18 protein-coding genes are annotated in these 19,586 nt (G+C 47.3%); 4 read left to right on the top strand and 14 right to left on the bottom strand.

Features of this window, described 5'->3' with window-relative positions; genetic code table 11:
- The first annotated feature begins 57 nt into the window (after window positions 1–57).
- Entirely contained in the window at window positions 58–1,035 is a 978-nt protein-coding gene (locus tag CWI82_RS03475) for a WD40/YVTN/BNR-like repeat-containing protein (protein WP_130202681.1), read from the top strand.
- Here the strand turns inward: CWI82_RS03475 and CWI82_RS03470 are convergent.
- From CWI82_RS03470 to CWI82_RS03410, 13 genes are all read right to left on the bottom strand, one after another.
- Complete coding sequence (locus CWI82_RS03470; protein ID WP_407681420.1) at window positions 988–3,138, bottom strand: aminotransferase class V-fold PLP-dependent enzyme; 2,151 nt, start codon at window positions 3,136–3,138, stop codon at window positions 988–990. The two genes, CWI82_RS03475 and CWI82_RS03470, sit on opposite strands and share 48 nt — an antisense overlap.
- 14 nt (window positions 3,139–3,152) lie before the next feature.
- A complete protein-coding gene (gene nqrM, locus CWI82_RS03465) occupies window positions 3,153–3,383 on the bottom strand; it encodes a (Na+)-NQR maturation NqrM (protein WP_092855940.1) in 231 nt (76 codons plus the stop codon).
- Between the two features lie 14 nt (window positions 3,384–3,397).
- Entirely contained in the window at window positions 3,398–4,420 is a 1,023-nt protein-coding gene (locus CWI82_RS03460) for an FAD:protein FMN transferase (RefSeq protein ID WP_130202680.1), read from the bottom strand.
- A gap of 34 nt (window positions 4,421–4,454) precedes the next feature.
- On the bottom strand, window positions 4,455–5,696 hold the full coding sequence (gene nqrF, locus CWI82_RS03455) for an NADH:ubiquinone reductase (Na(+)-transporting) subunit F (RefSeq protein ID WP_407681419.1): 1,242 nt from the start codon (window positions 5,694–5,696) through the stop codon (window positions 4,455–4,457).
- Between the two features lie 47 nt (window positions 5,697–5,743).
- Entirely contained in the window at window positions 5,744–6,352 is a 609-nt protein-coding gene (nqrE, locus tag CWI82_RS03450; protein ID WP_092855942.1) for an NADH:ubiquinone reductase (Na(+)-transporting) subunit E, read from the bottom strand.
- 10 nt (window positions 6,353–6,362) lie between these two features.
- Complete coding sequence (locus CWI82_RS03445) at window positions 6,363–6,995, bottom strand: NADH:ubiquinone reductase (Na(+)-transporting) subunit D (RefSeq protein ID WP_092855943.1); 633 nt, start codon at window positions 6,993–6,995, stop codon at window positions 6,363–6,365.
- Entirely contained in the window at window positions 6,995–7,771 is a 777-nt protein-coding gene (locus tag CWI82_RS03440; RefSeq protein ID WP_130202679.1) for a Na(+)-translocating NADH-quinone reductase subunit C, read from the bottom strand. Before CWI82_RS03440 ends, CWI82_RS03445 begins: the two co-directional genes overlap by 1 nt.
- A complete protein-coding gene (locus CWI82_RS03435; protein ID WP_130202678.1) occupies window positions 7,764–8,963 on the bottom strand; it encodes an NADH:ubiquinone reductase (Na(+)-transporting) subunit B in 1,200 nt (399 codons plus the stop codon). The genes CWI82_RS03440 and CWI82_RS03435 overlap by 8 nt, the downstream gene beginning before the upstream one ends.
- A 2-nt stretch (window positions 8,964–8,965) precedes the next feature.
- The gene (locus CWI82_RS03430) at window positions 8,966–10,306 is read right to left on the bottom strand and encodes a Na(+)-translocating NADH-quinone reductase subunit A (protein ID WP_130202677.1); all 1,341 of its coding nucleotides are present in this window, start codon (window positions 10,304–10,306) and stop codon (window positions 8,966–8,968) included.
- 271 nt (window positions 10,307–10,577) lie between these two features.
- Window positions 10,578–11,756, bottom strand: a complete 1,179-nt coding sequence (fabV, locus tag CWI82_RS03425) for an enoyl-ACP reductase FabV (protein ID WP_130202676.1) — start codon at window positions 11,754–11,756, stop codon at window positions 10,578–10,580.
- 86 nt (window positions 11,757–11,842) lie between these two features.
- Window positions 11,843–12,163, bottom strand: a complete 321-nt coding sequence (locus CWI82_RS03420) for a BolA family protein (RefSeq protein WP_092855964.1) — start codon at window positions 12,161–12,163, stop codon at window positions 11,843–11,845.
- A 10-nt stretch (window positions 12,164–12,173) separates the two neighbouring features.
- Window positions 12,174–12,650 carry a hypothetical protein gene (locus CWI82_RS03415; protein WP_130202675.1) on the bottom strand — a complete coding sequence of 159 codons (477 nt, stop codon included), beginning with the start codon at window positions 12,648–12,650 and terminating at the stop codon, window positions 12,174–12,176.
- Window positions 12,651–12,873: 223 nt separating this feature from the next.
- Complete coding sequence (locus tag CWI82_RS03410; protein ID WP_130202674.1) at window positions 12,874–14,676, bottom strand: cation:proton antiporter; 1,803 nt, start codon at window positions 14,674–14,676, stop codon at window positions 12,874–12,876.
- A 145-nt stretch (window positions 14,677–14,821) separates the two neighbouring features.
- Between CWI82_RS03410 and CWI82_RS03405 the strand changes: the two genes are divergently transcribed.
- Genes CWI82_RS03405 through CWI82_RS03395 form a run of 3 tightly spaced genes read left to right on the top strand, consistent with a single transcriptional unit; the run spans window position 14,822 to window position 18,625 of the window.
- Complete coding sequence (locus tag CWI82_RS03405; RefSeq protein ID WP_233340185.1) at window positions 14,822–15,850, top strand: Fe(3+) ABC transporter substrate-binding protein; 1,029 nt, start codon at window positions 14,822–14,824, stop codon at window positions 15,848–15,850.
- The gene (locus tag CWI82_RS03400; RefSeq protein WP_130202673.1) at window positions 15,850–17,520 is read left to right on the top strand and encodes an ABC transporter permease; all 1,671 of its coding nucleotides are present in this window, start codon (window positions 15,850–15,852) and stop codon (window positions 17,518–17,520) included. The genes CWI82_RS03405 and CWI82_RS03400 overlap by 1 nt, the downstream gene beginning before the upstream one ends.
- Complete coding sequence (locus CWI82_RS03395) at window positions 17,501–18,625, top strand: ABC transporter ATP-binding protein (protein ID WP_130202672.1); 1,125 nt, start codon at window positions 17,501–17,503, stop codon at window positions 18,623–18,625. Before CWI82_RS03400 ends, CWI82_RS03395 begins: the two co-directional genes overlap by 20 nt.
- Here CWI82_RS03395 and CWI82_RS03390 read toward each other — a convergent pair.
- Window positions 18,602–19,567, bottom strand: a complete 966-nt coding sequence (locus CWI82_RS03390; protein ID WP_092855974.1) for a CorA family divalent cation transporter — start codon at window positions 19,565–19,567, stop codon at window positions 18,602–18,604. The genes CWI82_RS03395 and CWI82_RS03390 overlap by 24 nt on opposite strands.
- Between the last annotated feature and the right edge of the window lie 19 nt (window positions 19,568–19,586).

The following is a 19,586-nucleotide window of genomic DNA, read 5'->3' as shown; positions in this document are numbered from 1 at the left end:
GTTTAGGCGCTGAAACAGCCACGATAGAAGCATTCGCTATAGTAAAAATGAGGTTTTATGATTGCGGTTAGTCTTGTTGTTTCAGCGACTTTAAGTGTCACCTCGTTAGAGAGTAAGCCAGATGTGCATTGGATTGGCGTGAGCGCGCCAACCAATAATGTGGTTTGGCTTAGCGGCTCAAATGCGACCATCGCTCGCAGCACCGATGCCGGAGAAACTTGGGAATATTTCAATCCCACCAGCGAAAGTCTTCAGTTCCGTGATATTGAAGCACTCGATGCCAACCATGCTTACGCACTCAGTATTGGCGAAAATGGTGACTCGCGTGTTTATTACACGTCTAACGGCGGACGCAATTGGCAACTTCGCTTTCGTGCTGGCTCAAATCAATTTCTCAACTGTATTGCGATGGCAAATAACGGCGAAGCCTGGGTTTATGGTGACAGCATCGAAGGCCGTTGGGAAATGGTACGCAGTACCGATGGCCGCAACTGGCTTTCTGCAAGTAATGTCGTTGACTCCGCACCACTACCTGATGAAGGGGGCTTAGCAGCCAGCGGCGGCTGTGTCCGCTTTAACAACAATATTTGGGCCATCGGCACCGCCAACGGCAGCACCGCAAGACTCTTATTAAAACGCACTTTCGGTATTCGCTTTAAAGCTATCGACACACCACTGCCTGCCGGCCCAAGTGCCGGTATTGCCAGTGTTTGGCCGTTGTCTGAAAAAGAAGTGATTATTGCCGGTGGTGACTTAAACGAACCGCAAACCCAACCGCGCCTCATGCGCTACCAAGACGGTGAGTTTATCGCGCTACCGGAACCTGAATTTGAAGGTGCTTTGTATAGTTTAACAGTGCGCCCGAATGGCGACATGTTAGTAAGTAATCCCAATGGCGCTGCATATCTTAGCAGCGCCGATATGACTTGGGAGCAACTCAGTGATGCCAACATTTGGAACAGTGCTTGCATCAACCAGCGCTGCTATTTAGTCGGTAAGGACGGCTTTGTCGCGCGAATCAGCTTCGATAAGTAAGGCTGTACCTCCCGACAAATGGCTCACATGCGCAAATCCATGACGAGCCAATACCTGCGCGGCAACCGCGCTACGGTGTCCTGAACGACAGACACAAACGATTGGCCGAGTTTTGTAATGTTGACGATGGCTGTAAATAAACTGAGCCAACCGCGTCAGTGGTACGTTAATGACTTCGGCATCGACCGACAATTGACGAACTTGATGTTCTTGCTGTTCACGGACATCTACGACCAATGTTTCAGGCTGTGCCAACCACTCTTGTTGTTGTTCAAGTGAAACATCAACGAGTTGACATGGCGTACAGTCACCAGAGACCTCACAAAGCTTCTCGACCACGCGGAACGCATCATCACGACGAGCAAGCAAGAGCGTTTGCTCATGAACAACCTGAGCTAGCGAAGAAACATCATGCTGTTCACCAATGAAAGCAAAATCAACATGTGGTGATACGGCGTCACTGGTTAGCGGCGAGCTCAACAAGAATACGGGTTCACGCGTTCCCACGCGGTACAGTCGACGTTCACCCACCCGCAAACAACCAAACACGTCAACTTGGCATTCAACTGGCGCTTCACAACCACCCACCGCATCTAATGGCCAACCGACAGCGTCACGCTGAGCGCTGCAACCACTTGCACACAACAATTGCGCAAGCATTGCTGCTGGACTGTCTGACTCTTGAGCTTCGGTGGTCAACACGGCTTTGACGCGATAGTTTTGACATGCAACGAGACGCTCGATGCGCTCTGCTAATTCCGGAACCGGATCGATCACCGCCATTTCGCCGGCAGCTTTATCGATGAGTAAGTAACAGCACTGACTATCAAATCGCAGCTGCACCACCCCATCAAGATCGCTATCAATGTCTTCGTTGGTGTCAGAAACTAACAGACAAGACTGTCTTAGCGCCATCGCCGCATCGCGGATGCGCTCGCAAGCTGCATCGATGATGCTTGCAGATGTTACTGGCCCAAACGACAAACGGATGGCCGAACTTGAACGCCATGTTTCTAAACCCATCGCATCCAGCACAAAGCTGCGTGTGACACCAGAACTACACGCCGAGCCAGAGCTGACGCGAATATTTGCAGCATCGAACACATCCATTATGTCGCGTGATGGCACGCCACGAACGGAGAAATTCAGCGTTGTCGGCACCGAGTCATCCAAATCGTGATTTAATACGAGGGTTGGGAACGCAGAACGCAATGCCGTAAGTAATTTGTCGCGATACCCGTCAAGCACAGCTTGGCTTTGGAAAACCTGCTGCTGTTTATCCAGAAGTAGCTCAAATAGCGCATGTAATGCGGCAATTCCAGGAAGGTTCTCGGTACCCGAACGTTGCCCTTGTTCCTGACCACCACCGATAATTAACGGGGTAAATGGCGCGCTCTCGCGCACATACATAAACCCAATGCCTTTCGGTCCGTAAAGCTTGTGTCCACTAAATGGGGCATAATCAATCGTGGTTTCACTGAGTGCTAGGTTTTGCTTACCCAGAGCTTGCACACAATCCACCATCCACGGCACGTCGGCATTTTCGCCGCGAATAACGCGTTCGAGTTCAACTAGATCTTGCTTCACACCGGTTTCATTATTAACCGCCATGGTGCAAATCATATGCGCGGCACCAACATGTTCGGCAATAAATTGCAGATCTAATTTACCGCGTCTATCAACTGGAATCGCTTTCAATTCAGCGTTCAGTTGCAGCAGTTTGTTCCAGTGCTCGAGCGCTTGTGGGACAGCCTTATGTTCGGTGGCACCATAAAGCAACCAACGCTTGCCACCTAAATTAGTACTATTGCGCGCGGCAGTTAAAGCCGATAACACAGCAGTTTGTATGCCTTCAGTGGCACCACTGGTGAAAAACAAGCGCCCTTGCGGTGCGCCGATCACTTGACGCCCTAGACGACGGGTATTATCGAGAATGTAACGCGCTTGTAGCCCTGTAATATGGCTACTCGAAGGGTTGCCAAACACGTGTTCCATCACGTGTTCCACAGCTTGAGCTATTTGCGGCAACACCGGCGTCGTTGCATTACAATCGAGGTAAATTTCAGCCGATTTCGGGCGAATTTGTACCGGTGTAACCATCATTTAACTCCTTTCAATTAATCGATTCGATTTTCCTGCCACTGCTTTTCTTTCGCAGCTCGAGCTTCTTCAGCCATACGTGCCTTTTTATCATCGCACGGATCTTTGCAGTCACAAGCCTTTTCCATGCCTAACGACGAGATGCCGCCACAACTTCCAGAAATCGACTTACGTTGGGCTATAAACCCCACTGACATGGCCAATACCACCACCAACATGATGACGAATACAGCAATAAAAACGCCCATGTGGACCTCCTGAGCTACTGCTCAAATCGTTTGAATGCAGTACTAGTGTACTCTTTAAATTGATCGTTTTCACGGGTCACTAACAACACGGCGAGACCTTTTTGATTGGCAAACTCAAGTGCTTTTTCAGCTCCCATGACAGTTAATGCTGTCGCATATGCGTCGGCATCCATACAGGTTTCACTAATCACGGTAACCGAAACTAAATTGTGCTGAATAGGATAGCCGGTACGAGGATCGATAATGTGCGAATAGCGCACACCATCTTCTTCAAAATAATTGCGATAGTCACCCGAAGTTGCCACCGCATTATTACCCGGTTCAATGATGCGCTGCACGGCACGATCTAAAGTCACAGGTTGTTCAACCGCAATACGCCAAGGCTGTTCACCAGGTTTAGTGCCCCGCATACGCATTTCGCCACCAATTTCGACCAAATAGTTACGAATCTCCATCTGTTCCATCAGTATCGCAACCCGATCAACACCGTAACCTTTAGCGATTGTCGATAAATCAACATACAAGTCAGGAACAGCTTTGGTTAGCTGATGGTTTTCGACGGTCAAATATTGATAACCAACATGATCACGCACCTCTAATAACTGCTGTTCGGTCGGCACTTGCTCAGGTCGACCTAATGGACCAAACCCCCACAAGTTCACCAGTGGCCCGACGGTCACATCAAGTAAGCCATCAGTTTCTTCGCCGATTTCAAGCGCGCGCCTTACAACTGTTTCAAGGGAACGTGAAATGACTACCGGCTCCGTGGTTTTCCGTTGGTTAAACAACGATAATTCGGAGTTTGGATCGTACGTCGACATTTGGCTATTAACCTGCTCCAAAACGGCGTCAACACGTTCTTTAACGCGTTCTGGCGAATGGTTTGGATTCGCTGTCACGTAACGAATGTGGTAGGTCGTACCCATGGTTTCACCGGACACCGAAATTTGCTGAGGTGCCGGCGTACATGAAACGAAAAAGGCCAGCCCTATCAGGGCTAGCCAGATTCGCAGAGTCGATGACAGATTCATCTTCATCCGATTTATTTCACCTTACAGTTAACCGTTAAGGTTAGCCACCGAAGTCATCCAACAAGATGTTTTCGTCTTCGACGCCCAAGTCTTTTAGCATTTTAATGACCGCAGCGTTCATCATCGGTGGTCCACACATATAGAATTCGCAATCTTCAGGCGCATCATGATCCTTCAGATAGTTCTCGAACAATACGTTGTGAATAAAGCCTGTATAACCTTCCCAGTTATCTTCTGGTTGTGGGTCAGACAATGCCACGTGCCATTCGAAGTTGTCGTTTTCACGTGCCAACATGTCGAAATCTTCAACGTAGAACATTTCTTTCTTCGAACGTGCACCGTACCAGAACGTCATCTTACGATCAGACTTCAAACGACGTAATTGGTCGAAGATATGTGAACGCATTGGCGCCATACCTGCACCACCACCAACGAACACCATTTCTGCTTTGGTATCTTTCGCGAAGAACTCACCGAACGGACCAGAAATCGTCACTTTATCGCCTGGCTTCAAGCTGAAGATGTACGATGACATTTGACCTGGTGGCAAGCTCATATCACGCGGTGGCGGCGTAGCGATACGCACGTTCAACATGATAATGCCTTTCTCGTCTGGGTAGTTCGCCATTGAGTATGCACGAATAACTTCTTCGTTCACTTTTGACTCAAGGTTAAAGAAGCCAAAGTGCTCCCAATCACCACGGAATTTCTCTTCGATATCGAAGTCTTTAAATTTCACGTGATGTGGCGGACATTCGATCTGAATGTAACCACCAGCGCGGAATGGTACTTCTTCACCTTCTGGCAACTGCACCACAAATTCTTTAATGAAGGTGGCAACGTTGTTGTTCGATTTAACCGTACAATCCCACTTACGAATACCGAATACTTCTTCTGGAAGTTCGATTTTCATGTTTTGCTTCACGTTTACCTGACATGATAAACGGCAACCTTCGCGGGCTTCTTTACGGTTAATGTGATCACGTTCGGTTGGTAGAATTTCACCACCACCTTCTTTAATAACCACACGGCACTGGCCACAAGAACCACCACCGCCACATGCTGACGAAACGAAAATACCCGCGTTTGCTAGAGCGCCAAGCAACTTAGTACCTGGTTGCGTGGTGATTTTCTTATCTTCGTCATCATTAATTAAAATCTCGACATCACCCTGAGGGACCAATTTTGATTTAGCGACCATAATCACTGCAACCAAAATCAATACAATCAAGGTAAACATGCCTACGCCGAGCGCTATTAGTGTCAAATCTTGCCCTTGCATCGACTTGTACCTCTACTTAATACGTTATCGTTCGTAACCGGATGAAATTAGAGCGAAATGCCTGAGAAAGACATAAACCCTAAACCAATCAGACCCACCGTCATAAAGGTGATGCCCAAGCCGCGTAATCCATCTGGCACGTCTGCATACTTCAGCTTCTCGCGCACTGCTGCCAAGGCAACAATCGCCAACGCCCAACCTACGCCGCCGCCAATACCGTAAACCACACTCTCAGAGAAAGTGTAATCACGCTCTACCATGAATGATACGCCACCGAAGATTGCGCAGTTCACAGTAATCAACGGCAGGAAGATACCTAACGCGTTGTATAAAGCCGGCACGTACTTGTCCAGCGCCATTTCCAGAATCTGTACCAACGCTGCAATCACGCCGATAAAGGTTAAGAAACGTAAGAAACTTAAATCTGCATCTGGGAAACCAGCCCAATCTAGTGCACCTGGCGCTAGAATGTTGTGGTAAACCAAGTTATTAGCAGGTACTGAGATACCCAGTACAACAATTACCGCAACGCCCAAACCAAAAGCAGTGGTTACTTTCTTTGATACTGCTAAGAAAGTACACATACCAAGGAAGAACGATAACGCTAAGTTTTCAACGAAAATCGATTTAATAAATAAACTGATATAGGCTTCCATGGTCTGCTCCTTATTCCTTCGGCTCTACTTGTTCTTTGCGGAAGGTACGCAGTACCCAAATGAAGCCACCGATAATGAAGAATGCGCTTGGTGGTAACACCAACAAGCCGATTGGTTGATACCAACCGCCCTCAGAAGCCAGTTGCAAAATTTGATAGCCAAATAAGCTACCTGAACCGAACAGCTCACGAATGAAACCAACGGTTAATAGCACCACTGAATACCCCAAACCATTACCGATACCGTCTAGGAACGACAACATTGGTGGACTCTTCATCGCGTAAGCTTCAGCGCGTCCCATAACGATACAGTTGGTGATAATCAAACCAACGAATACCGACAATTCTTTTGCAATACTGTAAGCATAAGCACGCAGAACTTGGTCAACAACAATTACCAAACTCGCGATAATCGTCATTTGTACAATGATACGTACGCTTGACGGAATATGATTACGAATAATTGAAATAAACAAGTTCGAAAATGCGGTTACCAAGGTCAATGCGATACACATAACCACGGTGTTTTCCATTTTCGACGTGACTGCCAACGCCGAGCAGATACCTAGAATTTGTAAGGCAATCGGGTTGTTAGCAAAAATCGGTCCAAATAGAACCTCTTTGACTTCTTTTGCACTCGCCATTAGTTCAGCTCCCCTTTGCGAATTTTATCGAACAGTGGGCCGTATGCCTTATCGCTAAACCAGAACTGCATCGTGTTTTCAACGCCGTTACTAGTTAGAGTCGCGCCTGAAAGAGCATCGACGTCATGCGCTTTGTCAGTCACATTCTTGGTGACGTCAATCGCAACACTGCCATTGTCATAAATTTCTTTGCCTTGCCAGCTTGCTGTCCAATTAGGATTCTGGATTTCGCCACCAAGCCCCGGAGTTTCAGAGTGCTCGTAAAAGTTAATACCTTTGATGGTATTCATGTCTGGCGCAACCGCCATCAGGCCGTACATGGTTCCCCACAGACCATAACCACGAACGTAAACCACAACAGTTTCTAGGGCGCCGTTTTCATCGTTAATAAAGTAAACTTTAGAAACGTTCTCAAGTGCGCCAATGCCCGCTACGTCTTCGCTTTTCTCAAGCTTAGTACCTAAGCCTGCTTTTTTCGCAGAAGCGATTGGGTCATATTCCGTTGCTGATTTACCATCAACAGAGTCAACTTCTTCAAGAGTATTCAAGTTGATTAAACGTGTGTCGACGCGATTATTAAATACTGCCACCACATCTGTTTCTGGTGTTAATAATCCGGCCGCATCTAACACGTTACGTTGCATATCAAGCGCAGCATTTTTCTGCTGAATTGGTTTCAAACCAACTGCAGAACCCGCCACGATGACCGCGCACACTAAACAGAGCGCGATCACGACAAATAACGTTTTGCCGAGTGATTCGTTTTTATTAGCCATTGCGTGCCATTCTCCGTTTAATGTTTGATTGAACAACAAAGTGGTCAAACAGCGGGGCAAATACGTTAGAGAATAGAATCGCTAACATAATGCCTTCTGGATACGCAGGGTTTACCACACGGATAAGTACAGTCATTGCACCAATCAGGAAGCCATAGTAGAACTTACCTTTGTTGGTGAAAGACGCAGATACTGGGTCAGTGGCCATGAACATCATACCGAAGGCAAAACCACCAACAACTAAGTGCCAGTACCATGGCATCGCGAACATTGGGTTCGTGTCGCTGCCAATGACGTTGAATAGCAATGACAATGCCACCATACCGATGAATACACCTGACACAATGCGCCATGATGCAATACGGAAATAAATCAGCGCCAAACCACCGATAAGAATCATCAGGGTTGAAACTTCACCCATTGAACCTTGGATGTTACCTAAGAAGGCATCCCACCAAAGTGCAGTGTCAGCGATATAGTCGGTGCTTGCAGTTGCTTGACCCAACAAAGTTGCGCCAGAGAATCCGTCAACGGCAGTCCATACTTGCTCGCCCGAGATAGACGCTGGGAATGCGAAGTATAAGAACGCACGACCTGTCAACGCGGGATTAAGGAAGTTACGGCCAGTACCACCGAAGATTTCTTTACCGATAACCACACCGAAGGTGATACCTAAAGCAACTTGCCATAACGGCATTGTTGCCGGCAGAGTCAACGCAAACAGAACAGAAGTTACGAAGAAGCCTTCGTTGATTTCATGCTTACGAATTGAGGCAAAGAGTACTTCCCAGAAACCGCCGACAATAAAGGTCGTTGCATAAACGGGAACAAAGAAACAGGCACCGTAGAATAGCTTACCGGCCCAGCCTGCAGTGCTTAAATCACCACCTAAAGCAGTAAACAAACCGACTTGCCAAATATCAGCAAGTTCATAGCCGTTTACCAGCGCCATCGCTGCTTGGTTACCGATGTTGTACATCCCCCAGAACATCGCTGGGAAAGTCATCATCCACACTAAAATCATGATGCGTTTCAGATCAACGCTATCTTTAACGTGAGTAATGCCTTTGGTTACTTTACCTGGCGTGTAAAAGATAGTTGCCGCTGCTTCATACAAGGCGTAGAACTTCTCGTACTTCCCGCCTTTTTCGAAGTTTGGCTCTATATTCTCAAGAAAACTTTTCAAGCCCATGATCAGCCCTCTTTCTCAATTTCGGTCAACATGTTACGCAACACAGGACCGTACTCGTATTTGCCAGGGCAAACATAAGAACACAGCGCCAAATCCTCTTCGTCTAACTCTAAACAGCCCAACTTCTGAGCTTGTTCAGTGTCGCCAGAGAGCAAGTCACGTAGCAAAATCGTTGGCAAAATATCAAGCGGCATCACGCGCTCATAGTTGCCGATTGGAACCATTGAACGGTCAGAACCATTCGTGGTGGTAGTCATCGCAAATAGCTTCTTAGGATTCAAATGCCCCATGTACGCACGGGTCACAGAGTGCTGATTCACACCTGGCTTGATCCAGCCAAAGAACTCTTTCTGGTCACCCTCAGCTAATACGCTAACTTGGTTATGGAAACGACCTAACCACTGATGGGCGTCGTCAACTTTGTGACCATTCAGCACTGAACCAGAAATCACACGGTTGTTACCTTGCGCGAGTTCACCTTTGGTCAGTTCACGTAAGTTCGCACCAAGACGAGTACGCAACAAACGCGGCTTCTTCGCGCTTGGGCCAGCTAATGCAACAACACGATCAGTGAACAGTTCACCAGTGGTAAATAACTTACCGAAGGTAATCACGTCTTGGTAACCAATGTGCCAAACGTGCTTGGTCATGGAAACCGGCTGTAAGAAGTGAATGTGGGTGCCGACTAGACCAGCTGGGTGTGGCCCCGCGAAGCTTTCTAGCTGAACTTTGGCATCGCCAGTATCAACTTCAGCATCAGCTGCTTTTACGACAAATACTTTGCCTTGCGTCAAGTTGCCAAGAACTTTCAAACCGTCAATAAATGCTTGTTTCTGTTCGTTGATAATAACGGCTGGGTCGGCAGCCAGTGGATTGGTATCCATGGCATTGACAAAAATTGCAGTAGGCTCTGCGTCAAGCTTCGGAGAGCGGCTAAATGGACGTGTCCGCAACGCAACCCATTGACCTGAGTTGTTTAATTGCTCGACGACCTTCGCACGATCAAGGCTAGCTAATTCGTTACTGTCGTATTTCGCAAAGGTTTCTTGCTCATCGCCGTCAACTTCAATGACAACAGCTTGCAAAACTCGCTTTGCGCCACGCAGTACGTCTTTAACAACGCCCGCAGCAGGTGCAGTGAATTTAACCCCTGGGTTTTTCTTGTCTTCGAAAAGTACCTGGCCTTTTTTAACGCGGTCTTCAACCTTGACATGCATGGTTGGACGCATTCCCACATACTCTTCACCCAGTACGGCAACGGTGGTGATGGCTTGGCCATCCTCGATAGTTTGCTGGGGCGCACCCGAAATCGGGATATCCAGCCCTTTCTTGATCGTAATCATACGCGTTTGCACTACTCGTTAGGGAAGATTAATCTCACTCCAGCGCAGGCATGTAAACGGAGGTTTAAATGCCTACACTGACCAAATTCTGTCCATTTTCACCTAGGGCGCGCATTTTAGCACTTTTACTTGGTAAAACAAAACCGATATTAGCTATTCGATATTAGATATTAGTAGGCATCGTTGCTTTACTCTCATCCAATTTCTTTTCGCTTTCGGCTTTGTCTTTTTCCAATATCAAATGGCTAATATCTAATAGCGCTTTTGGTTTTTACCACGTGACAACGGGGTTGACGTCGGCGTCGTAATCAACACCATCCATGCCAAAGCCGAACAGTTGCAAGAAATCACTGTGATACCCAGCGTAATCAGCAAGCTGATGGAAATTATCCTGCGTCACTTGATTCCAAAGCGCTTCAATTTTCGCTTGGGTTTTATCGTTGGTTTCCCAGCCGTTCATGAACAGTCGACCGGCTTTATCCAGCACTGGATTTTCAGCGTACAAAGCGTCACGTAATAAACGATGTGTTTGCTCAATACATCCTTCGTGGGTGCCCTCTTCTTTCATCACTTTATAAATCAATGAAATATATAGCGGCATAACAGGAATAGCCGAGCTTGCCTGAGTGACTAACGCTTTAAGTGACGACACATAAGCTTCAAGATTAATGTCAGTGTAACGGGTACGCATGGCGGCCGCGGCACGATCAAGATCTTCTTTTGCTTTGCCAATGGTCGCGTGACCATAAATTGGCCACGTCAGCTTTTTACCGATATAGGTATAAGCTGTCGTTTTCGCATTTGGTGCTAATACGCCAGCATCATGTAGCGCGGCAAGCCATAATTCCCAATCTTCGCCACCCATCACTTTGATGGTTTGTTGAATCTCATCATCATTCGCTGGCTCTAACGTGATTTCTGACACTTCGTCTTTATCAGTATTGTAGGTTTTGGTGGTGTATGCCTGCCCTACTGGCTTCAAGGTTGAACTGTAGACATCGCCTGTCACTGGGTCTTTGCGCTTTGGCGACGCGAGGCTGTAGACAACCAAATCAACCTGCCCGAAATCTGCTTTTATTTTCTCAATGACTTCTTGCTTGATTTCATTTGAGAACGCGTCACCATTGATCGTGTGCGCGTATAGGCCTTCTTGCTTTGCAGCAGTATGAAACGCAGCGGTGTTATACCAGCCGGCAGTTGCTGTTTTCTTTTCCGTTGGTTCTTTTTCGAAACAGACACCTAAGGTTTTCGCGCCAGCGCCAAAGGCGGCATTGATTCGAGTCGCTAAACCGTAACCTGTCGAACACCCAATAACTAACACGCGCTTTGGTACATCAGTTAATGCCGGCTGTTGCTTCACGTAATCAATTTGCTGCTGCACGTGGGCGGCACAGCCTACTGGGTGAGCATTGGTACAAATAAACCCGCGAATTTTTGGATGAATAACCATGTTGTTATGTCCTATTGTTTTGAATTCATATCGATATAAATGGCGGCTAGTGTAACCGAGTGGGACGCCGCAAGTGATCTGAGCTGTTAGCCTTGGTCGAGCTTGCTACCGCCACGACATGCTGGCGACATTGGTACTTCATGCAATTGCTGCCATTCCACTGGGCTGTATACATGCAATGCCAGCGCATGCACCGGTCCGGCGAGCTCATCATTGAGCACCTTATTTACCGCACGGTGACGCTGAAGCAGGCGCAAACCGTCAAATTGTTCTGCGACCATAATTACTTTAAAGTGCGAATCGTCGCTTGGTGTGCCATGCATATGGCTTTCATTGATGACTTCGAGGTGAACTGGCGCGAACTCCTCCACCAGTTTGCTCTCAATTAGTTGTTGTAGCGTTGTCATTTGCACCTCGCTAGTCATTATCAAGTGAACTAAAGCAAATTTTCGAATCTCGCCCTATTTTAGCAAAAGCCTCGATAATATTCGGTTCAGGTTGATTGGGCCGGTAGGCAATTCGATACCATTGCGCTCCGAAGTTGCCTGAGAGCTGATACAACAATACGTCATGTTGGCGATATAACTCGATCAGTTGCTGTAAGCCTTCTTGTCGATTTTCTGGAAAAGCCGATTGCTCACCAACTAAGCGCCAACGATTTAACTCATCCGCTTCTGCCATCAACGCTTCATTAACGCGATCACGGCAAAAACTAAGCTGAATCGCAGCTGATGATAAAGCCCAATTCGCGGTAGGTAATTGCAGTTGATCAATCGATAGCACATATTGTTCAGCTTCATCGCCGGTTGGCTGAGGCTCACAAGCCATCAACAGCATGATTGCGCTGATGAGAGTCGTTTTATGTAAGGCTTTACGCCATTTGACAGAGGTCATAACAGAATTCCACAGCAACCGAAAAATGGTTCTGCAGTATAAAGGCTAAACGAGGAAGAAAAAAGGAGATAGAACATCCGTGTTCAACGGGATAACGTCATTCCATGAGTGCCATCCCAAATCCATGCAGGCATCTTATCTAATAAAAAAACTCATTTCAATTACAATTTGGTAACAAAAGCATAAGTTTTTCATTTTAAAAACGATTTAATTTAAAAAAATGTTAGTTTTCTTCTGATTCTTGCTCTGGACTTACCAACGCAACAATCTGCCACCCTGCCTTTGGCTCAAAGGTTTGATCACTCGAAAACAAATGACAATGGCCACGTTCATCCAGTGCATACAATGGTAACGCTCGATTACCATAGCGATCCTGATAATCATCATAGTGAAACGACTCGGTTAACGCAGTGGTTTTCACTTGAGCGCCTTGAAAAGTCAGGCTAGCTAACTTCGAGAACGTAACTCCTTTACCGAATAGTTTCAGACGCTTACGGTATACTTCAGGTAACTGATTACGCGCCGGTGCATCATGTTCAGTGCTGTGCAATGCAAAAATCTTCTCGGCATCAAACCAGTCCATAAAATGCATGGCCACGACAGGATTAAGCTGACGATACGGCGATAATATCAGCACGTTACCAATACCGGTTAAATCCATATTATTCTCGGCATGCTCAGACGTCGGATTACCGAAGTAAACCGGCAGATTTTCCATCCGCGCTTGCTTAATGTGTTCCCAGTTAGTATCCGCCAACATGACAGGGAATTTATTCTCCTTCAGCGATTTAGCAATTAAGCGAGCGGTTGGATTAGCACCAAATATCAAGAATCCACGTGCGGGCGGCTCACGTAACTTTAATGCATGAGCCAACGGCTTAGCGGTCAAGCTCTGCAAAATAACGGTACTTAAAATCACTAAGAATACGAGCGGCACCAGCATTTCTGCTTGTTCCCAACCCGCTTGTTGCATTTTTAAAGCAAACAAAGCTGAGACAGCTGCCGCGACAATACCGCGTGGCGCTATCCAACTCAGCAAGACTTTTTCTTTGAATTCAGTTTGGGTACCAATCGACGACAGCCACACACTCAGTGGGCGTACGGCAAAGATAATAATCGCTAGGAGTATGACCGCTGGTAAACCAAGAGAATTAAAGGCATCCGGTTGCAGTCTTGCGGCCAGAATTATAAAGAGGCCTGAAATGAGCAGAACCGATAAGGTTTCTTTGAACTCAAGAATTTCATCTAAATCAAGGCCACGCATGTTGGCCATCACCATCCCCATGACTGTCACGGTAAGTAGGCCAGACTCATGTTGCATGGCATTGGACACGGCAAACACGCCGAGCACCACAGCCAGTGTCGCAACATTGCGCAAGTAATGTGGGAAGATATTTCGCGTTAGCGCCCAACCTAATAATTTACCGCCCGCAGAGCCGAGCGCGAAGCCAACGCCGATGGTCGTTGCAAAGGCTTGTAATGCCTGCGTCCAGCCAGCCCCTTGGCTAGCAATAATAAATTCATAAACCAATACTGCGAGCAACGCACCGATAGGATCAATAATAATCCCTTCCCAGCGCAGGATATTGCCAAGACGCGCTAAAGGGCGCACCGAGCGCAGCATTGGCATAATCACCGTCGGCCCAGTAACGACTACCAAAGCACCGAATAAAGCGGCCAATTCCCAGCCAAAACCAATCAGGTAGTAGGATGCGATAGCGATACTCACCCAGGTCACTAACATACCGATGCTGACCAGGTTTGTTACCATTCGACCATGGCCACGAATTTCATCAAACTTCAACGTCAGCGAGCCCTCAAACAGGATGATGGCTACCGACAACGATACCAGTGGAAATAAAATATCACCAAACACGGCGTCAGGATCTAACACACCGAATACCGGCCCAATCACAATACCTACAATAAGTAAGGGCAGAATGGCTGGCACTTTCATGCGCCAAGCACCCCACTGGCACAGAATTGAGAGCACACCAATCAATGCAAGTGCAGACATATTCGACATAAATAATCCTTATATAATTTTTTCCAATCAGTTGTTGATAACAATTCTCATTTGCGTCAAACTATTTGTAGGTACCAAATGCGAATCAATATCGTTCGTTATCTTTTTTCGATATACTTCACCCATCAATACGAGGTATTAAGCTATGAGTTCAACTATGTTGCGCAAAATCTTCACAATGACAGCAGTTGCTGCGAGTTTAACAGCAACCGTAGCACAAGCAGCTACAGTTAACCTGTATTCAGCGCGAAAAGAAGCGCTCATTAAACCAGTATTAGAAAAGTTTACCGCAGAAACCGGTATTGAAGTACGCCTTTTAACCGGTGGTGGCGATGCATTGCTCGCTCGCTTACAGAACGAAGGCCAGAATACGCCGGCTGATTTATTTCTCACTGTAGATGCCGGCAATTTACACCGTGCGGCCGAAGCCGGTGTATTTCAACCGTTAACATCAGCTAAAGCGCTTGAGTCAGTGCCTGCACACTTACACGGAACAGATAATTTATGGGTTGGTCTGAGCTTGCGCGCTCGCCCAATCTTTTATGCTGCAGACCGTGTCGATCCAAGTCAGTTAAGCGGCTATGAAGATTTAGCCAAGCCTGAATGGAACAAGAAAGTATGTATTCGCTCATCTGACAATATCTATAACCAGTCACTCACTGCGGCACTAATTGAGCACTGGGGCGAAGAAAAAACTGAAGCCTGGGCCGAAGGACTGGTTAATAATCTCGCGAAGCCCCCGGTTGGTGGCGATCGTGATCAGTTAAAAGCAGCGGCGGCCGGGGTCTGCGATCTTGCAGTCGCGAACACGTATTATTTTGGTTTGATGCAAACTGGTGATGATGCGGAGCAACGTGAAGCGGCAAGCAAGTTGAAGATTTTCTGGCCAAATCAAGATAGCTTCGGCACACACGTGAATGTGTCAGGTATCGGTTTAACCAAACATGCGAAAAACAAGGCTGAAGCTCAGCAACTCATTGAGTTCTTATTATCAGCTGAATCACAAGCTTGGTATGCTGCCACAAACAATGAATATCCAGCCGTGGAAGGTGTTGAGTGGAGCGAAACCTTGCAAGCTTGGGGCGAATTTAAAGCCGATGATTTATCGATGACTTTCTTGGGCGAAAATAACGCTGAAGCAGTCAAATTAATGAATCGTGCTGGCTGGCGTTAATGCGCTCTAGTTTGTGGCGCCAACTTTCATTAGTCGTAACGGCCGTCGTTATTGGCGTGCCGTTGCTTGTTATTTGTTGGTCGGTGCTACAACTTGCGTGGAGTGACGACACCGCAACCCTTAGCCATCTATGGGCGACTGTGGTTCCCGAATACATTCGTCATTCACTGCTTTTATTAATCGGCGTTGCTGTTGGCGTCATCGTGTTAGGTGTTAGCACCGCATGGCTGACCACCGCATGCCGCTTTCCCGGGCAAAGAATCCTGAGTTGGGCATTGTTGCTTCCACTAGCAATGCCAGCCTACATCACTGCCTACACTTATACAGGCATGCTTGATTTTGCCGGTCCGGTGCAATCATCTTTGCGCGAATGGTTCAATTGGAGTTACGGCGATTACTGGTTCCCTGAGATTCGCAGTCTCGGTGGCGCCATCATTGTGTTAAGCCTAGTGCTGTTCCCTTATGTTTATCTGATCACGCGCGCCACCTTTATCCAGCAGTCGGCTACAACCATCGAAGCTGGACGCAGTCTGGGGCTTAATCCTTGGCAGTGTTTTTTACGCCTCGCGCTACCTTTGGCACGGCCTGCCATTGTGACTGGCGCGACACTAGCACTGATGGAAACGTTAGCGGATTATGGCACTGTCGCCTACTTCGGCGTCACCACTTTTACGACCGGAATATTCCGCACTTGGTATGGTCTTGGTGACCTGCAAGGAGCTCTCCAATTAGCCGGAATGCTGCTGATTGCAGTCATTTTACTTATCTTTATCGAACGTTGGTCGCGTCGCCAAGCGCGCTACGATCAACGCAATAATCGTCCTGCACCACCATTTGAGTTGCGGGGTTGGAAAGCAATCGCCGCCAGCATTGCCTGTTGGTTACCATTAGTATTTGGCTTTATTTTGCCCGCGCTACAACTCACCAGTTGGTCAATTGAACGAGCCGAAGTTTGGCAAGATCCTGACTTTTGGCAACTGACATTTAATAGCTTCGGTCTAGCTGTTCTGGCGGCTGTGTTAGTTGTGACAATGGCCTTATGGTTAGCCTATGGCCGACGCCAAATCCCCACTAAAATAGTACGAACAAGTGTTGCTTTTGCCGGTTTGGGCTACGCCATCCCCGGCCTCGTCATAGCGGTTGGTCTCATGGTGTTTTTGACCTCGATCGATCATCTGATCATTGCGGCAAGCCAAGCATGGTTTGACGTGAATCCAGGATTGCTATTATCGGGTACCATCTTCGCCCTGCTATTTGCCTACAGTGTCCGTTTTCTTAGCGTTTCACTCCAAACTATTCAAGCAGGGCTCGGCGAGATTCGCCCAAGTATGGATGAAGCCGCGCGTATTCAAGGCTATAAACCACTACAAGTATTGCGTAAAATCCATTTGCCGTTGTTACGTCCCAGCGTACTGACCGCACTCATTTTAGTGGGCGTCGATGTATTAAAAGAATTACCGGCAACGCTTGTACTGCGTCCATTCGATTTCAATACGCTAGCGGTTCGTGCATACGAAATGGCTGGTGATGAGCGTTTGCCAGACGCTGGCCCACCTGCATTGATGATGGTTTTGGTCGGCTTGATCCCTGTTATTTTATTGTCTCGCGCTATGTTAAAGTCACAACAGTCGGCGTTAAAGGAGCAAGAATTTGTCCCGGTTACAGCTTGATAAAATTCAGATTAGCTTCGGCGCATCACATATTGTTCGTGGCGTCACGTTTGAATTAAAACAAGGCGAGATTGGTTGCTTACTCGGCCCAAGTGGCTGTGGCAAAACAACCTTGTTACGCGCGATAGCAGGTTTTCAAACCTTACAATCTGGGACTATTCACATTGACGACACCTCTGTGTCCGATGCTAAATACACGCTCGCACCTGAACAACGTGGCGTTGGAATGGTCTTTCAAGACTTCGCGCTATTTCCGCATTTGAATGTCGCTGACAATATTAGCTTTGGTATGCAAAAAGCTAGTGCAGCAAAGCGCCGCGCACGTGTTGACGAATTGCTCGATCGCATCGGTCTACCTGGTTACCAAAAGCGTTTTCCGCATGAATTATCAGGCGGGCAGCAGCAACGTATTGCGTTGGCTCGAGCGCTCGCACCAAAACCTCGGTTGTTATTGTTGGATGAACCGTTTTCTAGCTTAGATGCGGAGCTACGAGAGCGTCTTGCCGTTGAAGTACGTGAACTGCTGAAAAAAGAAGGCATCACTGCACTGTTGGTCACCCACGATCAACAAGAAGCGTTTGCGATGGCGGACAAAGCCGGCGTGATGTATCAAGGCGAATTATTGCAATGGGATACACCCTATCAGCTTTATCACCAACCGAAACATCAATTGGTTGCCGATTTCATCGGCCATGGTGTGTTGTTGCAAGGTACGGTGAACACAGAAGGTTCACTCGCCTCGCCATTGGGTATGTTGGAACACCCGAGCTTGCTACAAGTACCGGCCGGCACACCGGTAAGCTTTTTGGTTCGCCCAGATGATTTGGTACCCGATCCAACCTCTCGGTTGCGCGGCACCATCAAAGCACGAGGCTTCCGCGGCGCGCATAACTTGTACACCATTGAACTTGCCAGCGGCATCGAAATTCTGACCTTGAGCCCGTCACACGAAGAGTTCAACGTTGGGGCGAATATTGGTTTGCGGCCTGAATTTGATCACTTAGTTGTGTTTGCGGCTGACCATTGCGAATTGCCAGGCTTTCATGACCAGGCACCAACAGTTCAGCCGCTACCTTCGGTGTTACCAAAAACGCAATCGGCGTAACAACAAGAATTCGACTACAGCAATAATGAATAGCGCAGCGCTAAATATCCAAAAAGCGTTGCCATGGTCCACGCCTGGCATACCGCCAATATTAATGCCGAATAACCCGGTCAAAAAACTAATCGGCAAAAACACGCCTGCAACCATCGACAACCAGTAAGTATTACGATTCATTTTTTCAGCTAAGTCTTGCTGCAAATGTTCACGTAACATCCATACTTGTTCCAACAACATTTCCATGTTTTCTAGCTCGCGATGGGTATTATCGCGTTCGTTCAAAAGCCATTGTGTCCAATCAGCATCAAACCACTTCGTGCTGTCAGCAGCGAGTTTATCAAGCGCCGTCAACTGAGGGCGCACAAATCGAGTAAGCCGTAACAGGCGGCGGTGTAATTGTGTCAAAGCAGACTGACGTTCACTGGTAGTGCCTTTGGTATCATCCTCAAGCGCTTCCATTTCAGCTTCAATATTGTCTTGCAACTGTTCAATTTTGTTGGTCATTTCATCAACCAAATGCAAAATAAAATCAGGCAAGGTTTGCGGCCCTTGTTCACGTTCTAACGTTTGCTGAATAAGTTGGACAGCTCGCACCGGACGTCGACGGAAGCTATACAAATTACCTTTGAAATAGAGAATTCGTAAACTGACCATATCTTCAGGCTGATCATTTTCGGCTAAATTGACACCACGTAGTATCAACAAGAAGCCATCATTTAAGCGATCAAATCGTGGTCGCGTATCTTCTTCAAGCACCGCATCTATAATCGGTTCTGGAATACCCGCATCGATTAACCATGACGCTAGCCCAGGTATATTGCGCTGGAAATGAAACCAACTTTGTTGCCGGTTATGAAAGTTATCATGAATGGGTTGAGCTGGATGTTGACTAAAGTCCCAGCTATCAATCATAAATTCTGGTCGCGCTAACTGCTTGTCCGCCATAACGAAATCCTCTTCTTTT

Origin of the sequence: Pseudidiomarina tainanensis (genome assembly GCF_004214835.1) — a bacterium.
Classification (GTDB): domain Bacteria; phylum Pseudomonadota; class Gammaproteobacteria; order Enterobacterales; family Alteromonadaceae; genus Pseudidiomarina; species Pseudidiomarina tainanensis.
This window is presented reverse-complemented; position numbering and strand designations above follow the sequence as displayed.

Coding starts and splice junctions, on each gene's coding strand:
- CWI82_RS03415 (WP_130202675.1), bottom strand. CDS start 12,650: ATGACCTCTGTCAAATGGCGTAAAGCCTTACATAAAACGACTCTCATC.
- fabV (WP_130202676.1), bottom strand. CDS start 11,756: ATGGTTATTCATCCAAAAATTCGCGGGTTTATTTGTACCAATGCTCAC.
- CWI82_RS03405 (WP_233340185.1), top strand. CDS start 14,822: ATGAGTTCAACTATGTTGCGCAAAATCTTCACAATGACAGCAGTTGCT.
- CWI82_RS03400 (WP_130202673.1), top strand. CDS start 15,850: ATGCGCTCTAGTTTGTGGCGCCAACTTTCATTAGTCGTAACGGCCGTC.
- CWI82_RS03440 (WP_130202679.1), bottom strand. CDS start 7,771: ATGGCTAATAAAAACGAATCACTCGGCAAAACGTTATTTGTCGTGATC.
- nqrE (WP_092855942.1), bottom strand. CDS start 6,352: ATGGAAGCCTATATCAGTTTATTTATTAAATCGATTTTCGTTGAAAAC.
- CWI82_RS03410 (WP_130202674.1), bottom strand. CDS start 14,676: ATGTCGAATATGTCTGCACTTGCATTGATTGGTGTGCTCTCAATTCTG.
- CWI82_RS03445 (WP_092855943.1), bottom strand. CDS start 6,995: ATGGCGAGTGCAAAAGAAGTCAAAGAGGTTCTATTTGGACCGATTTTT.
- CWI82_RS03470 (WP_407681420.1), bottom strand. CDS start 3,138: ATGATGGTTACACCGGTACAAATTCGCCCGAAATCGGCTGAAATTTAC.
- nqrM (WP_092855940.1), bottom strand. CDS start 3,383: ATGGGCGTTTTTATTGCTGTATTCGTCATCATGTTGGTGGTGGTATTG.
- nqrF (WP_407681419.1), bottom strand. CDS start 5,696: ATGCAAGGGCAAGATTTGACACTAATAGCGCTCGGCGTAGGCATGTTT.
- CWI82_RS03475 (WP_130202681.1), top strand. CDS start 58: ATGATTGCGGTTAGTCTTGTTGTTTCAGCGACTTTAAGTGTCACCTCG.
- CWI82_RS03390 (WP_092855974.1), bottom strand. CDS start 19,567: ATGGCGGACAAGCAGTTAGCGCGACCAGAATTTATGATTGATAGCTGG.
- CWI82_RS03460 (WP_130202680.1), bottom strand. CDS start 4,420: ATGAAGATGAATCTGTCATCGACTCTGCGAATCTGGCTAGCCCTGATA.
- CWI82_RS03435 (WP_130202678.1), bottom strand. CDS start 8,963: ATGGGCTTGAAAAGTTTTCTTGAGAATATAGAGCCAAACTTCGAAAAA.
- CWI82_RS03420 (WP_092855964.1), bottom strand. CDS start 12,163: ATGACAACGCTACAACAACTAATTGAGAGCAAACTGGTGGAGGAGTTC.
- CWI82_RS03430 (WP_130202677.1), bottom strand. CDS start 10,306: ATGATTACGATCAAGAAAGGGCTGGATATCCCGATTTCGGGTGCGCCC.